Here is a 16,385-nt window from a genome sequence, read left to right as displayed (position 1 = left end):
TGAGACATCTATGGAAAATTTACTGAGCGCACGCCAATTATTACTCGCAGCTCTGTTGCAGAGCTTTTTACTGATCATCCTGCATCAGGCTGTTGAATTCGAATTCTGGCCGGCACAGTCACCACACTGGCTGTTTGCGGCTTACTCCTTAGTCGTGTTTCTACCCTCAACTCTCATTTATTCGAGTTTTACCCAGCTCAAGCGCACTTTTTACATTCAGCTGGGCATGTATGCCCTGCTGTTCACGCTGTGCGGCTATTACATTGGCAGCCAGCTGTTACCCGAGCGCGCACCTTTGCCCTCGCAAGCCTGGCCTTACCCGCTTATTGTCTTCCTGGCCTCGGTGCTGCTCGTTCCCTGGATAACCCAAAACGCAAAAGAAAACTGGCTGCCCGACTACGACACCTTAAGCCGCGCCATGGGGCGCTTTTTGCTGGTCTTTGCAGCGGCGCAGCTATTCACTCTGTCGGTGCTGATGTTGTTGATGCTCTGGGCCGGACTGTTTGAGGTTATTGAGATCAGCTTTTTTACCGAGCTGTTTTCAGAGCCCTGGTTTTACTACCCGGCCATCACATTAAGCCAGGCCATTGGGGTGATGCAGGCCCGTAGTCGCAGCAACCTGGCCAGTCAGCTGTTCGCCATTTGCCGTAACTTTGCCACCTTATTGTTGCCAGTGCTGGTTGCCGTGGCCTTGCTGTTTATCATCGCGGTATCATTCAGCGAGCTGGAGACTCTGTGGAAAAATGGCGGCAGTGCGCTTATCTTTGTGCTGGTCGGCGCCATAGTGTTGTGCCTGAATTTGGCTAAAGACGCACTGGCACAGCGCCTGTGGTATCGGCGCTTTATCGCGCTGGGACTGGTTCTGCTGCCCTGCTACCTGGCGCTCAGTGGTTGGGGGCTACAGCTCAGAATTGAGCAGTATGGACTGAGCCTTGCTCGCCTGTGGGCGGTGCTTATCGCGCTTATCAGCATGACGATTTGCTTAGGCTATTTCTGGCAACTGATTATGCATAAAGCCAGCTGGCACACCCGGCTGAGCACGGTTAACCGCCCGGTGACTTTATCTTTGTTTGCACTGTTGATAGCGACCCAAACACCTTTGCTCGACTTTCGGGGCCTGAGTGTTGCCTCTCAGATAGAACGCCTAAAAACGGGTATCACTCAGCCTGCGGATTTCGACCCTCGCTATCTGGCAAACGAGCTCGGCAAACAAGGGCTGCAAGCACTCAAGGCACTGCAACAGGAAGTCAGCGACGGGCAACTAAAACGCCGGATCGACACTGCACTGGCTCTGGAAACACAGCCCCTGACCTCGCAAACCCTGCTGGCACTTATCGACATGTCTGAGGATGAAAAGCAGGCCCTGCCCCAAGCGTTACAAAACGCACTGGAAAATTTTGCCAAGCACAATACACATTTGTTTGATGACGCCACGGAATTGCTACTTAAACCCATTCAGCTGGATAACACACCCGAGCCTGAGTATTTGTTTGTCGCCAGTACCCAGCAAAGAGTCGAGTTACGGGTTTTTTATCTGGGTGTGATCGATGGCAAGCTGGGCTGGCAAAGTGGCTACATGGAGCAAAAGGTATACGACAGGCAATCACAGGATCTGCTCGATGCACTCAAATCAGACAACTTTGAGCTGGCCGAGCCCAGATTTAAGGAGCTCAAAGTGGGTGGGCAACGCTATCAACTAAACAGCCCGTTTTAACGGGCTGTGAGTTTAGCTTTGAGGTGGTTACGCACGGCCGGCCATTCACTGGCCAGAATTGAGTAGACCGCCGTATCGCGAATGGAGCCATCCGCCAGGATCTGGTGGCTTCTGAGCACCCCGTCCAGTTTGGCGCCCAGGCGCTCAATGGCTTTGCGTGACGCATGATTGAAAAAGTGTGTTTTAAACTCTAACGAGAGCGCACCGCACTGCTCAAACAGGTTTTCCATCAAGAGTAATTTTGCCTCGGTATTAACTGGCGTACGACGCACCGCCGCACTGTACCAGGTATACCCGATTGAAGCGCGCTTATGTTCAGGTTTAATATCATAGTAGCGCGTAGTGCCAACGATATGGCCGCTGGCAACCGACCTGACGACATAAGTCACCTGATCGTCCATACTCTTGCTAAGTGCCTTTTGCACATAACCTTGCATTTGCTCCGGTGAGGGCACGTTTGCGTACCAGAGCTTCCAGCTTTGGCCATCCTCCACAGCATCTTGCAGATCCTCAACATGCTCCATTGAAAGTAGCTCTAATCGAATGTACCGCCCTTCAAGAGGGGTATTTTTTATCCACATAGTTGGCTCACAATTATGACTGGTAGACTTGTTTAAACTGCGCATATTGCTTTGATTTCATGAAACTTTCACTGTTTGTGATATCGGCCAGCTGCTGCTCAGAAAATTGGATCTCAAAAGTCTCTTTCATAAAATTAAGCAACTCAACAGTATAGTCGTGCTCGTCGGTGATCAGCGCAACCTGCAACATGATCAAATAGCCATAGGCGCTACCCGCGTTTTGATACAGTCCGTCCAGTGCAATAGCAAACGCTTCGCGCTTATGGCCTAAATGCGCATGCACCATGGCTTTTTCCATCAAAATTGGTGGGCTTAAGCGAATATCTTCAGGCAGGTCTTCAAACTTTGTCAGTGCCTGTTGGTACTGCCCCATACTGCGAAACAGGTTTGCTTTAAGGAGCCCGTGATGCACATTCTCGCTGTCTGTGAGCAAAGTCTCGCAGAACAGCTGATGCTGCTCCCCCTCACAGGTTTCAAGGGCGCGGAACAAAGTTTCATGCACAATTGGCAAGGTTTTAACCTCGCCAGGGAGCTGCTGGTACTTTTCAAGCGCTAACTGCGATGCTTTCTTTTCCAGATGCTCTGTCACCACCGCTATCGCTTCTTCATGTCCTGCCGATTTAACCTGTTGATCATATTCAGCGAAAAAATGCACCAAACTGGAGCGATAACTCAGGTTGTTGACATCCACCAGTCTATAATCCTGTTTTGTCAAAGTGATATCGACCAGTGCAAAGGTGCCATTATTGTGAGAGAAAATATACCGGCTCAGCCAGTAGTCACCGACTTCCCGGCTGTGACTGTATACAATGTGTTCAAAAGAAGCCAGACCAATGATTGCCCCTATTGAAATATAAGCACTCTTCATCGCAAACTTGGGATCTTCCCCGCCCAGTTCATTTTTTACGTAAGCTTCACTGGCGTGTCGGTCAATCATGGCCAGCAGCACATCTTCATCGGGGTTTTTAAATAAGTATTCCAGCTTTTTGTTGGCTTCATAAATGGTGGCTGAAGTTTCCAAAAACGTGGCTTTGTTGGTCGACGCACAGCCAGACAAAACACAGATAAAAACCAGCAGGCTCAATAACTGTTTCATAGTGACTCTCCGACAAATTTCATCTTGGTTTTATTTTCAAGCTGGTTAATAAAGTCCTGAAATAAGGTGTAGTTAGGGTTAGTCTCTACCTCCATAACTGTGCCCCCAAAGCCACTATACTTATTCGCCTGTTTGATCTTACTAAGATGAGCAGGTACCGCCTCTACAGGCACAAATTCCTGCAAGGCTTCATACCTGGCATGGAAAGTCACCCGACGACGGTCGTATTCCATGGCGCTATCAATTTGCACATAAGGGTCGGTAAAGGATTTCTGATAAGCCAGCGCACTAAAGTCTACATCTGCCGGCATCAGTAAAGTCACGCGTTGAGACAAAGACAAAGGATATGCCTTGGCTAAAGGCTGCTTACGGCGCACTGTCTGAGGGAGTTTAACGTATTGACTGACATTACCAGCAGAGAGATAAAACTCGGCCGCGCCGTTTTCTCCCGGTTGCCAAAAATCAGGCACCCAGTAAGATTCAACCACGGTGATGACATTATCCCGGCGATTATCACTAAACGAGATAGGTGTTTTTACCTGCACGCCCGGATAAAACTGCGCGTAGTAGTTCAAAGAATGTTCCTGAAAAACCTTTTTCTGCGAAGAGGCCAGCTGATAACGCAGGCGCTCCGCCTGCCAGCCAGAGTACTGAGATTCAATCCGCCATTGAACCGGTGAGACATAATCCGGTGCAACGATCATTTCATTGATATCAATACCATGACGGGCGGGCTTGATATCCACTTCCGTCAAGGCGCCGGACTGGCTGTCCACCAGCAGTGCACTACCATAGTCAGGCTGATGTAAGCTGCTCAGGCGGCTTCCCTGATAGTTAATGGTTGGGTCAACCCAGTATGCCTCACCGTCCAGTGTAAAGTGGGTGATCACATGATTAAAGGCACTGTGAGTAGGTAAATACTCACTAATATGAGCACGTTTATCCGTCGAGACCAGCGCCGGCTGAGCGTCAACATCCAGCGCGCGCAGCAATGTATTGAGCAGCAATGTTTTATCCTTGCAATCTCCAAAACGTTTTTCAAATACCTGATGGGGCATGTTGGGCTGATGCGAATTCACACCCAATTCCAGACCGAGATAGCGGATCTCATCCTGCACAAACGTGATCGCCTGCTCAATGGCTTGCTGTTTGGGTAAGGCTTTTAATTCGTTAATGTAGGCTGTCAGTTCAGGGCTGTGCTCGGTTTTAGCCTGAAACAACTCAGCTGCCCAGGATTGCACTTCAAGCCAGGAGTTAAACTCGGTGAACTGAATATAAGGAAAAGGACTAAACCAGCCGGGCAGTTCGTTCTCAACCGTGTGCGCAATGCTGTTTTCAACTTTCACGGTAAAGGTTTGCGTGCCCTCACTTTGCTGATGCTGAACCTGTGTATTGAGGTTGCCAAATACTTTATGCGCCACTTGCTTATCATCTGGCAGGGTCAGTTTAAAGGTCAGTAAGTCAACCGCCACACCCCAGCCCAGGTTATCAAAATAACTGAAGCGCTCGCCCAAAACCGGGTTGTTACCCGATAAGCTGTAGCTGTAATCAAGTTCATCGCCGACCCGAATATCCTGAAGCAAGATCAACGCATCAAACAAGCCCAGATACATGTTGTTTTTCTGGTCCTCTTCAGCATTGATCACTTTAATATCCTGCGCAGCTAACTGGTAAACGGCTTTGCCGTCTCGCCACACTGTGACATTGTGAAATACCAGTTGCTGATAAGCCGGATTAAAGCGCACTCTGACCGTACTGCCCTCCTGCACTCCGGCCGCATCGGTAAACACAAACCGATTGTGAGAAACCGCTGTTACGCCTGCGGCATCGCTCACCTGACGATCAACCAGGCGATAATGAAGTGGCTTTCTTAAACTTTCAGGTAACGCTGGCAGTGACTGCTTTGAAGCCCATGCAGGAGCCGAAGAAATTGTCACATCAGGACGTTCACCGAGCGCCCTGACAGGGTTAAACCACACCATCAGAACGATGGCGCATAGGATGTATAGCTGCTTCATAATACTCAACTTTTTACTCTTCCCTGAACAGCTGACAGTGGCTATCAGGCATTTTGTGGACACAAACACTTCAGTTTATACAGACAGGCAACTGCCGGTTGCACACTACCAGAGCGCTGTACTACCAGAGCGCTGTATTGTTCTACCCTACTGGCTGGCTAATTTTTCAGAGTAAGCCTGAGTGCCCCATAAAGGAACGGTTGACAAGCTATGTTTAAAACTGCCTGAGGTTTCTTTGGTTGTATAGGACAGATACATCAGTGTCTGATGCTCCGCATCAAAAATGCGCCTGACCTTCATGGCCTTAAAAAACACACTTTTTGATTGCTTGAATACCACTTCACCCGACTTGCTCTTATCTATCTGCGCTATCATTTGCGGCGTAATTTCGCCGGTCTGACGACACGCAATGGAGCTATCGCTGGGGTCGGATAAGCTAAGATCGGCCTCTATGCTGGCGACATGACACGTCACGCCGGTAACAATCGGATCTGTCATCGAATGTAATTTAATGTCTTTGAGCGTAAACAGACCCAAAGAAACATCGCCCACCTCACTATCTGAGCAGCCCAGCAAAAACAAAGCCAGGCCTGCAGTTAACAGAGTTTTGTTCATTCTTATCCCTTCATATTGACTATTTTCGGTTATAACGAGCTGCACAGGTGGAGCAGTTAGAGTGGGTAGTCCCCTCTGCCATAAAATCGGGGGCAGCGGACTTTCTACCTAATATTCTGTCCCTAACTTTAGAAGATATCAGATCCTAAGATGTTTCAAAATACAGTATGCAGATTTCTATAAGTATAGCGGACCTTTATCTCGTGCCGTTATTGACCTTTCGACGCACAAAAAGTTAGCGATAAAATCATATTCGGTTGTCGCTGTCAGACAAAACCATGCCCAACTAGGCTGATGATCGTGTCTGAGCAACAGTAAAAAGTCATATATTTCAAAAAAGTTCCTTATTTCGTTATTTTATTTTTTCATACATAGAGTAACAAATAGAACTTTTGTTCATATATCGAACTAAAACGCTATCCTAAAGTTCGATTTAAAAATCGGGACAATCAAAATAAAACAATTTATTTCATAGAGTTAGAAATAAAATTCCGAGTTTAGTATTAAATTTAGGGATAATGCTCTAAAAACCTAAATTTAACAATATTGCAATTTCAAAATAAACAAAAATTTATCAATAAACCAACTATTTTAATACTTGAGTTTTTTATTTAGATTAATTCAGCACCCAAAACGTGCATCAACAACTAATACTACAATAAGGAACTACAGTAATCATGAAGAGCTTTACAATTACCGCTCTGCTTGTAGCTATGTCTGCTGCGACTGGTGGAGCCGCACATGCACATAGCACGGCTGATGGAAACAAAGATCACCTGTCAATTTCTAAGTACTCAGAAATCATTATGCCGGAGAATAATCTTCATCTTCGTCACAATGCTATGAGCGGCGACATGACCGAGGATGACTTTAATCGCATCATTGATGAAATTAATGTCATTTACGAGCCCATCGTAAACTCCCATGGCGCAAACTTGGTATGGCGTCGGAATTGGGACGATAACACAGTAAATGCCTATGCACTGCAACAAGGCAATAACTGGATAGTTTCTATGTTTGGTGGACTCGCACGTGCCCCTGAAGTGACAGAAGATGGATTTGCTCTGGTCGTGTGTCACGAGCTGGGTCACCACCTTGGCGGCTTCCCATTCAAAGGCACTCGCTGGGCATCAAGCGAGGGGCAGTCGGACTACTTTGCTTCTCACGCATGCGCAAAGCAAATCTGGGCAGATGAGGACAATACCCCCTATCGCTATACGGTAAACGCAACCGCTAAAGCAAAATGTGATGCCACTTATGGCAATTTCTATGACCAAAACCTCTGCTACCGCACGGCCATGGCGGGCTACTCGCTGGCGAGTTTGCTGGCAGCGGGCCGTGGTCAGACAGTAAGCTTTGATGACCGGGATACCAGTGTTGTCTCTCAAACATATGAAGCTCACCCTCAGCCACAGTGTCGCCTGGATACCTACGTCGAAGGTGCATTATGTAAAATTGACAATGATGACTACCTGATCCCAGGCAAAGACGTCACGCTGGGTCGTCAGTCAATTTACGCAGAACTCGAAGCCGCTCGCAACCATTGTGCAAGCATTTCACATAGCCTAAACGTACCTAATGCTAATGACGCCTACCGTCCTAAGTGCTGGTACAAACCTCGCCTCGTAAAATAAAATATTAAGGAAAAATAAATGACTCTTATCAAAAAACTACTTCTGGCATCCGTTGCCTTGATGACTTTGTTAGCAGTAAGTAGCGCAGAAGCTCGCCTCCCTGTAGATTGCGAAATCCCTGAGCCAGGTATGGAACAGGAATTGCGTATTGAATGCGGTGGCGGTGGTGGTGGTTATGATCCAACTCCTACCGAAACAAACCGCTTTTTAGATCAAACTTATGTTGACCAGCTTAAGTCTCGTTGTAACGGCACAGAGCTGACGCAGGCAGAATGTCGTGAGTACCGTAACTATGCCCGTGGTAACTGTATCAACAACACTGAGTATAACTACGCTGTGCAAAAAAACTTTGCGCCTATTTGTAACCAGTTTGACCCAAGTAAGCTAATTGCGGTTTGTCGCTGTGGCTGTTTTGAGGTTGGTACAAAAATCTCTGCGCGTGAAGGCAAATCTAACGCAATCACTCAGGTAAATGTCGAAGCCCTGTTCAACAACGAACAGAAATTCGATGTACTTGCCTTTGCAGAAACTGCCACTATGTCTAACGTTCACTTCGATCTTGAGCAAATCGAAGATACTACGAAGGGTCCGGAAGAGAAGCCTCTTGTAATTGTACACACAGAATCAGGTATCCGTATCGGTTTGTCTGAAGAGCACGGTGTGCTGTTAGCATCAGGTAAAATGACTGTGGCTCGCAACCTGCAAGCTGGCGATGATTTAGTAAAAGAAGATGGCAGCACCGACAAAATCGTAGCGATTGAAAGCGGCGCGGAAAATCAGATGGTTTATAACCTGTTAACCACAGCCGAAGAAGAGCAAGGACACCTGGTCATTGCAAACGGTTTAGTGATGGGTGACTTGTACTGGCAGAACATTCTTATGAGTGACATGGCTAAGTTCAAAGTTAGACAGTAACACAAAGATGGCTAGCTTTGGTTAGCCGCTTTAATAAACCCAAACTAACAACCAGCTGCTTTTCACGAGGCAAGCAGCTGGTTTATAAGGATCATTATGCTCAAGAGTCGTTATACAAAACTGGGATTACTTGCTGTCTCCGGTGCCATTTTGATAGCACTGAGTATGCCCAAAGACAATCAGCAAAGCCGTAACCCCGACAGCGGCATGGCCAAAGCTCAGTCTGTTGCAACTAAGATAAAGAACGAGAATAACAACAAGCCGAGCACATACTCGGTTGCAAACCAAAACAAATCTACGCCAGTCACGACACTGCAAACCGCAAGTGCAGACTTAAAAACGTATATAGAATTTAGTCAACATGCTGACCGTAGTGAAAGAAAGAAGGCACTCTTTGGGCAATGGGATAGCTCCACAGACATGCTGCAACTGCAAAACACAATTTTGACTCAAAAAGGCTTTGCACAAGAAATGTTTAAAGGCGAGCAAGCTCAGGCACGTTTGCTCGCGATCGAGTACCTGAGTTACCTGGCTCAAAATGGTCAAAGAGATCCGATAGAAAAAGCAATCGGACAACTTTCAGAAAGGTTGAACCAGGAAGAGTGGGTACAGGGAATAGAGCACGACTATGTGGACCTGTTATTTAAATATACAGAAACACTGACGCAAGAAGAGTTAATGGGAGACTTCGAACAAATCGTTGAAAAGTCTGGATACTCCAAGAAAACTCACGACTTGTTTACAACAGGTTTATCGCTATCAGAAACAGTGTTACTCTTGCCTGATGACAAAATGGTCGAACTAAGGAATAGATTGAATCTCATTAAGGAGCAATCATGAAAAACGCAATCTTTATTGCACTATTTGCAACATCACTAAGTGCCTGTGGGAGCAGTAATGCACAAGGTGATACATCGGTAGTGCCTGATAAATCAGTTACGCCAAGTCCAAACCCGACTCCGGATCCCACACCAACCCCAGATCCGACACCAGACCCTGATCCCACACCCGATCCAACGCCTGATCCAGACCCTACACCAGACCCGGATCCAGATCAGAAACCGACGCCCGCAGACAGACTTGTTGAGCAACAAGGGGTTATCTTTCCAAAGTTTCCAGTTTTAGAAAGTGATCAGGCCATTATTGATAAAGTAACAGAAATCGTTAATGCCTCAACTTGCGACGGGTGGGAGCAAAACTGCAACATGGTAGAAGTCACCTTTTCACCAGTATCACACAACGCAGCTAAGTTTGACAAGAACCAGCGCATCATGGTGATTGACTTCGGCATGTCTCAGCAAGCCGTATCGGCATACAGAGACAGGGTGCTCGATTTGCTCAGTTATGATGCAGATATGAATTTAGTTGCGCACCGCCCGGTCATTATGATGCCATCTGAAGCGAACCAGGTTTTCACAGAAATTGCCAGCGCCTCGCGCAGTTTGTCGGCAATTGACTTCAGTCACGTATCTGCGACATTTGCCGGTAACTACCTGCCGCTTATCAAGGAAAAAGGCGCACCTTTTTTTGCCGTGGGTGATGGCCACGGTGCGCACGTCGTTTCATTCTTATTTGAGTACAACCCCAGAGCACAGCTTCTTTTGGTTGAAGATGGGCACTGGATGGACAATAGCTCATGTGAGGCACTCAGCAGTGGCGACACTGCAATAAGAGAAGCTGAGCTGGCAAATTTGAGAACCAGGCAAGACCGAGCAATCAGTGGTTTGCAAGCTGCCGTGGAAGAACACAATATAGGCCTGATCAATGCCTCTTTTGGTGTGTCTAAGAGCGTATTGAATGATACCGTAAAGGCCAAATGTGGCGCGCTGCTTGATGACTCAGTTATGACGGCGTTAATGGATCTGGAGATCAGATACATCGAAAATCTCGCTTCGTTCACATACACAACGGATGAAAACGAGCAACGTAAAACCTTGCTTGTACAAGCGGGTATCGCAAAGTCACAACGCGCTTTGGTTGAAGATGATGCAGCTTACCCTATAGATTGTGATTCTGACATTCAGCCAAGATTGAGGGTCGCCAATCCACTTACTTCTATGAAAAGGCTTGGCATCGAGGACATTCCTCTTGAAGGTGTGACCGATAACGCTAAGTTGTCGCAAACCGATTATAATCTGTGGCGTTGTACCGATGTGTATATCCCGACTGGCGGATACAAAGAAAACGGCATTAAATCCCGTAAACGGTCTTATCCGTCAACCCTGTATGGAGTGCTGACTGCCGGTGCCATCTATGCGCCCTTCCACAGCTCTTCTTACTCAACACCAGTTGCTGTGTCTGCGTTGAACTATTTACAAACACAGAGTGACCAATACCTGACACCTGAAATGTTAATCGAGCAGTTTAATCAATCACAAAAAAAGGTCTTAGATCCATTACAACACGATCAGTTTGATGTGTATAAACACGCATTTTAATGACTTCATAAGTTACAGCGTGCCCTGAGCTACTCAGCGGCACGTTGCTTTATTCACGCTCTTCGCTAAGCACCACATCACCCGAGCATATCGACCTGAAAAACTGGTATTCACTGGGCAATGAGCTAGCTTTATGAATCTATTCATCACTTGAGCAAGGTAACCCATGGAACTGACACACCTTTCAAAAGCCACAGCAGAAAAACTCAAAATACTGGTTGAACGTATAGAACAAAGCCACATACCCCCCTCCATGCTGGATGAAACCCTCAATATCGCAACCTGGAATATTCGTGACTTTGGCAAACGACGACGCAGCGAGCTGGCCATTACGCTTATCTCGCGCATTTTGTATCAGTTTGACCTGATTGCTATCACCGAGCTGAGAGACGATTTAACCGACTTTAAGCGAGTAATGCTGCAACTGGGACCAGACTGGCAGTTTGTGATCAGCGACTGGCAAAGCGATTTTGGCGGTAACTGGGAGCGCACCGCGTTTGTTTACGACAAACGCATGGTGCAGTTTACTGGCCTGGCCGCAGAAGCGCAGCCAGACAGGCAAAAAGTCGATGACCAGTATATCAGCGAGCAATCCTGGTGGCGCGCGCCTTATATGGCTTCTTTTAAGGCTGGCAGTTTCGATTTTATGATGCTGGCCATGCACGCCCGCTGGGGCACGCGCCCTGGCCGTGAGCAAGAACTTGCCAGCTTTGGCGACTGGATAAAGAGTCGCTGGGTGGACAACGCCGATACGGTCTTTGATGAAGACCTGATTGTGGTGGGCGACTTTAATATTCCCCGCATTGGCGATCGCTTCTATCAGGCGCTTACTCATTCAAGCGGATTACAGATGCCGCTGGCCCTGGCAGAGATCAACGACACCGCAGCGAGCGCTGGCAATAAACGCTACGACCAAATTTTGCACCGTGCCAGGCATGCGTTTAGTTATGCCGACAAAGGCGGCGTGATTGACTTTGCAGCACAAGGCCTGATGGCTGCGATATTTGATGATACCGGCATTCCCGAAAGTAAATGGACCTATGAGCTGAGCGACCACTTTCCGCTTTGGGTGCAAGTCAATACCAATAATGAATTAGCCATACTTAACAACATCATACAAAACGAGTAACAAAATATTCCCTAAATAATAGACAAGTATTTCATTTAATAGCACAATGCATTTTGACGAACGATACCTGTGTGCTTAATTGCGTTGTCAGCATTGAGGTGTGGGATACTGTCGATGGCGCAGTAAATTGTGCCAGTACCTGTTTACAGATACAGTGCCGAAAGATGTATTTAGTGCTTTTGGCAGATTCCCCCCAGACAGGCAGGATCTTAACGCATTGTGTTGTGGTATCTTCGTTAACCAAACTAAGTGTAACGATGACTTCAATAAGGAAGAAGCAATGAAAGACACGAAAACCCTCACGCTAACTCTGATCTCTGGCGCACTGGCGCTGTGTACTATCCCGCAGGCACTCGCTGCGCAATGTAACCTAGTGATCCCTTCCAGCCACCATTTGATCGATGGTAATACGCTGGGCGTGGTCGCCGGTGATACTATCTGCCTGGCAGCCGGGGAACGCGGCCCGCTGCGAATTCGCAACGTTCACGGTGAAGCGGGCAATCCAGTCGTGATCCGCAACGAAGATGGCACAGTCACAACAACCCCTTACGAGTACAGTATTGCCGTCGAGCAATCTTCTCAGCTACGCATTACCGGTAGCCGGGATGAAGCAGGTTACGGTATGCGCCTGGGTGGTACGGTTGGCATTGGTGGGCTCAGCGAGTACATAGAGATTGATAATCTTGAAATCTACCGCGCGCGTTTTGCCGGCCTGTTGATTAAAACCGATCCTACCTGCGACCCCGCCACCTGGCAGGAAAACTTCACCATGCGCGGGCTGAGAGTACACCACAACTACATACACGACACCGAAACAGGCGAAGGCATGTACATAGGCTATACAGGGAAGAGCCGCAAGCTGGAATGTGATGGTGTTGCAACCACTGTGTATCCGCATAAGCTGACTGATGTTGACGTATACAACAACACTCTTGAGAATATCGGTGCCGATGGTATTCAGCTCAACTCGGTGGCAAGTGATGCAAGCATTCGCAATAACAAGATTTACCGCACCGGCGTCAGCCCGTTCGACCCTAAATACCAAAACACAGGTATTCAGGTTGGCGGCGATAAGGTAACGGTCACGGGCAACCTGATCTACCGCAGTGGCGGAAATGGCATGATGCTCGATGGCGACGGTTTAACCATCCATGACAACCGCATTCTGTACGCCGGAGAAAATGGCATTTTTGCCCGTAACCCAGCGCAGCAGAACAGCACCATCAGCGGTGGTGAAGCGCATGTCTACAGTGAAAACCTGATTGTGCATCCGGCCAGTTACGGCATTAAACTGTATGCTGTCAATACCGCAATCCCTAACCTGATCAAAGAAAACACCATTGAAGATCACGGACAGCGTGACGCGGCCAATCGCCCAATGACTTACTCTTATCTGAATAATAACGTGCTCAGACAAGAGCTTAACAACCGCCATTACGTGGTTGAGCAGTAGTCATAAAACTCTGTTAACAGCAGCGCCTGTACCGGGCGCTGTCGTTTATTTTCTGAATTTCAGAATAACTACTTACCCGGCGAAACCGCATTCGTCACATACTGATCCAGCTCAGGATTTTGGTGCACACGGGCAATGCGCTGTTGCAGACTGGCAAGCTGACTGCCGCTCAGGCGCTGCTGTTTTACATGTTTCAGTGACAATGGGTTAATAGGCTTACCATTTTTATGTACCTCATAGTGTAAATGGCGGGCCTGCGACAATCCGGTGTTACCCAGATATCCTATTACTTCGCCTTGCTTAACCCGAGTACCCGGTTTCATGCCCTTGGCAAACCCGTTCAGGTGCGCGTATAGAGTCTCGTAGCCATTGCCGTGTCGGATCACAACCCGGTTACCAAAGCCACCCCCCCAGCCTGCTTTTTTAATGGTGCCATTACCCGCGGCAAAGATAGGTGTGCCAACGGGCGCACCAAAATCCAGTCCAGCGTGTAGCCGTGTATAACCGAGAATAGGATGCTTTCGGTTGCCGAATTTAGACGATAAACGCGCGCCATTTAACGGGGTTTTTAGCAAAAAACTCTGCGCAGGACGCCCGTCGGCAAAGTAAAAGCCGCTTTGCGCGCCCTCTGCATCATGGTGATATACCGCCAGGTCTTCTCCCTGATTCTGAAGCCGGGCAAAGCGCAACTGGCCAGCCTGTTCCAGCTGCTGCTCCAGGCCGTCTTTGGTCATTAAAATGGCTTTGTCATACATCAGAGTCAGTGCATCGCCTCGATGTATTTCCCGCTGAAAATCAACAAAATGAGAAAACACCGTGATACTCTGATTGACCACATCCAGCGGCGCCGAGTCGGCAATCAGCGACTCGTAAAGGCTTTGAGTAATGGCAACATCGTGCACCGCCTGAGCCGGGCGCGTATCGAGTTGATAGCGGCGTTTTTGCCACTCGCCCGTCATTGAGATGCTCAGCCGCTGCGCAAAGCCGGTCGCTACAGTGACTAAACGTAATTGACCCTCAAAGACCTCTATTTTTACTTTTTGTCCAACCGGCAGCTTGCTGAGATCCACCTCAGGGGCCATCAACTTTTGCAACTTATACGCCTGACGGTCACTCAGGCCGAAGGGTTTCAGTAAGGCAATAAATGACTGACCCGCTGACAGGGTTAGCAGTTTGTGTTCAACCTGCGGCGTCTGCTCAGGCTCAATAGGCGCCTGAAAAGACGCTACTTTTTCGCTTGTTTGCTCTGAGCTTAGTCCAGCCTGTGCAACAGCAGGCTTGCACACAGGGCCACTTTTCGCCGCTGTCTGCTCAGGTAAATCAGACACAAGCGTACTTAGCACCATACCCACAGGGATGGCGATCATCAGATGGTATTTCATGAATTAGTCCTTTGAGAAAATGCTCAGCGGGTCAAGACGCGCTCCGTCAGCCAGAATTTCGAGGTGCAGATGGGCGCCGGTAACCCGGCCACTGTCACCTAAAGTGCCAATCACATCACCGGCCGATACCCAGTCACCGGGCGACACGGTAATGTTATCCAGATGTGCATATAAGCTTTGATAGCCATTACTATGCTGGATAAGTACCACCTTTCCGTAGTTTTTGGACAACGTGGTATCATCGGCAACCAACACTTTGCCAGTGGCTACAGCATTCAATGGAGAGCCTTTTGCAGCCACCAAATCGACCCCGCCATGAGGCTTGTGGTTACGAAATGCCGAAACATGACCAAAGTGTGCACTGATCTCATATTCAGTCATTGGCCACTGCCAGTTTGGAGTCTGAGGGCTCAGCAGAGGCTTCACCTGAAAAGAGATAAATGCGCAGCACACGCCTATCATCAGCAAGTTAAAGAGCACAAAATGATGTCGCGCCTTAACCGGCTTCATGATCTGCACCAGGCGACTTTTGTAATCAGCCAGCGATAAGGCTTCTGAGGCAAACCCTGCGACGGCATTGGGTGTCTTGTTTAGTGTGCTGTATTTCAGTGCGTCTAACAAAGTCGCCGCGTACTGCTGCCGGTTAATCCCATAACGGCCTATGGTTTGTGCATCGCAGCGCGCTTCCATGGCATTGATAAATGCCGCTTCCATTTTGGCAATCGCCGGATTAAACCAAAATAAACACCGCACTAACTGCCAAATCATAATCGCAATATGGTCTTTGTGGACCAGGTGCGTCATTTCGTGCAGCAGTAAGGTTTGCTGTTTGTGCTGAGGTAAGGTAGTAAAATAGCGGGGCATGACAATCACGGGGTGACGCACACCCGCTGCAAAAGCCGTGCAATCGAGGGGTAGAACATACACAGGTACCTGATAGCCATTATGGTATCCATTATGGCGACCATTAACACGTGTAAAAGGTGCGAGCGATTTATAAAGGCTTTCCTCCAGTGGCTCAGCGCTGGCCATTAAGGCACGCAGGCTGGTGAGCTTGTTCAGTAACCGCGCGCCGTGGCGAACACTTTGCAGCGCAACCAGCGAAGTTAGCGCTATAAACACCCACAACCAGTCCCACTGCGTGTTCGCGGTCAGTAAAATCTCCGTATTTACTTGGAACTTGTCCGTCTGCTCAGCAAAATCATAGAGTATCAAGGGGACAGGGCCGTTTGGCGTCATGTCAGGCAGCGGAATAAAGGGCACAAAACTCAGTGCCAGCAGAGCCCAACATAAGCCGGGAGACGCAGGATGGTAGCGACTCAGAAAACGGCCCACCCGCATCAGAGCAGCACTCAGCAGACACCAGATCAGCACAGACCCCAACATTGCAAGTAAGGTTGCCAGACTCAT

13 protein-coding genes are annotated in these 16,385 nt (G+C 48.2%); 7 read left to right on the top strand and 6 right to left on the bottom strand.

Annotated features, from left to right (window positions below; all coding sequences use genetic code 11):
* Nucleotides 1-10: 10 nt before the first annotated feature.
* Entirely contained in the window at nt 11-1,714 is a 1,704-nt protein-coding gene (locus L1285_RS19355) for a DUF4153 domain-containing protein (protein WP_235413833.1), read from the top strand.
* On the opposite strand, the gene L1285_RS19350 is transcribed toward L1285_RS19355, so the two are convergent.
* The 4 genes from L1285_RS19350 to L1285_RS19335 all read right to left on the bottom strand — a co-directional run bounded on the left by L1285_RS19350 (nt 1,711) and on the right by L1285_RS19335 (nt 6,024).
* The gene (locus L1285_RS19350; protein ID WP_235413832.1) at nt 1,711-2,295 is read right to left on the bottom strand and encodes a GNAT family N-acetyltransferase; all 585 of its coding nucleotides are present in this window, start codon (nt 2,293-2,295) and stop codon (nt 1,711-1,713) included. The genes L1285_RS19355 and L1285_RS19350 overlap by 4 nt on opposite strands.
* 13 nt (nt 2,296-2,308) lie before the next feature.
* Entirely contained in the window at nt 2,309-3,391 is a 1,083-nt protein-coding gene (locus tag L1285_RS19345) for a hypothetical protein (RefSeq protein WP_235413830.1), read from the bottom strand.
* Entirely contained in the window at nt 3,388-5,409 is a 2,022-nt protein-coding gene (locus L1285_RS19340; protein ID WP_235413829.1) for a DUF3857 domain-containing protein, read from the bottom strand. The genes L1285_RS19345 and L1285_RS19340 overlap by 4 nt, the downstream gene beginning before the upstream one ends.
* A gap of 147 nt (nt 5,410-5,556) precedes the next feature.
* Complete coding sequence (locus L1285_RS19335) at nt 5,557-6,024, bottom strand: CreA family protein (RefSeq protein WP_235413827.1); 468 nt, start codon at nt 6,022-6,024, stop codon at nt 5,557-5,559.
* A gap of 677 nt (nt 6,025-6,701) precedes the next feature.
* On the opposite strand from L1285_RS19335, the gene L1285_RS19330 reads away from it, so the two are divergent.
* The 6 genes from L1285_RS19330 to L1285_RS19305 all read left to right on the top strand — a co-directional run bounded on the left by L1285_RS19330 (nt 6,702) and on the right by L1285_RS19305 (nt 13,593).
* Entirely contained in the window at nt 6,702-7,658 is a 957-nt protein-coding gene (locus tag L1285_RS19330) for a hypothetical protein (RefSeq protein ID WP_052713273.1), read from the top strand.
* An 18-nt stretch (nt 7,659-7,676) separates the two neighbouring features.
* Nucleotides 7,677-8,573 (top strand): hypothetical protein, encoded by an 897-nt coding sequence (locus L1285_RS19325; RefSeq protein WP_235413825.1) that lies wholly within the window; start codon nt 7,677-7,679, stop codon nt 8,571-8,573.
* 96 nt (nt 8,574-8,669) lie between these two features.
* Nucleotides 8,670-9,413, top strand: a complete 744-nt coding sequence (locus tag L1285_RS19320; RefSeq protein ID WP_235413824.1) for a hypothetical protein — start codon at nt 8,670-8,672, stop codon at nt 9,411-9,413.
* Nucleotides 9,410-11,011, top strand: coding sequence for a hypothetical protein (locus tag L1285_RS19315; protein ID WP_235413822.1), 1,602 nt, complete (start codon nt 9,410-9,412; stop codon nt 11,009-11,011). Before L1285_RS19320 ends, L1285_RS19315 begins: the two co-directional genes overlap by 4 nt.
* A gap of 166 nt (nt 11,012-11,177) precedes the next feature.
* Nucleotides 11,178-12,140 carry an endonuclease/exonuclease/phosphatase family protein gene (locus L1285_RS19310; RefSeq protein ID WP_235413820.1) on the top strand — a complete coding sequence of 321 codons (963 nt, stop codon included), beginning with the start codon at nt 11,178-11,180 and terminating at the stop codon, nt 12,138-12,140.
* Between the two features lie 280 nt (nt 12,141-12,420).
* On the top strand, nt 12,421-13,593 hold the full coding sequence (locus L1285_RS19305) for a right-handed parallel beta-helix repeat-containing protein (protein WP_235413818.1): 1,173 nt from the start codon (nt 12,421-12,423) through the stop codon (nt 13,591-13,593).
* 68 nt (nt 13,594-13,661) lie between these two features.
* Here the strand turns inward: L1285_RS19305 and L1285_RS19300 are convergent, their stop codons facing one another.
* The gene (locus L1285_RS19300) at nt 13,662-14,975 is read right to left on the bottom strand and encodes a M23 family metallopeptidase (RefSeq protein ID WP_235413817.1); all 1,314 of its coding nucleotides are present in this window, start codon (nt 14,973-14,975) and stop codon (nt 13,662-13,664) included.
* Between the two features lie 3 nt (nt 14,976-14,978).
* On the bottom strand, nt 14,979-16,385 hold the full coding sequence (locus tag L1285_RS19295; RefSeq protein ID WP_235413815.1) for a M23/M56 family metallopeptidase: 1,407 nt from the start codon (nt 16,383-16,385) through the stop codon (nt 14,979-14,981).

This window comes from Pseudoalteromonas sp. DL2-H2.2 (assembly GCF_021532535.1).
Classification (GTDB): Bacteria; Pseudomonadota; Gammaproteobacteria; order Enterobacterales; family Alteromonadaceae; genus Pseudoalteromonas; species Pseudoalteromonas rubra_A.
Note: the sequence above shows the minus strand (reverse complement) of the source record. Positions and strands in the feature narration are given on the sequence as shown.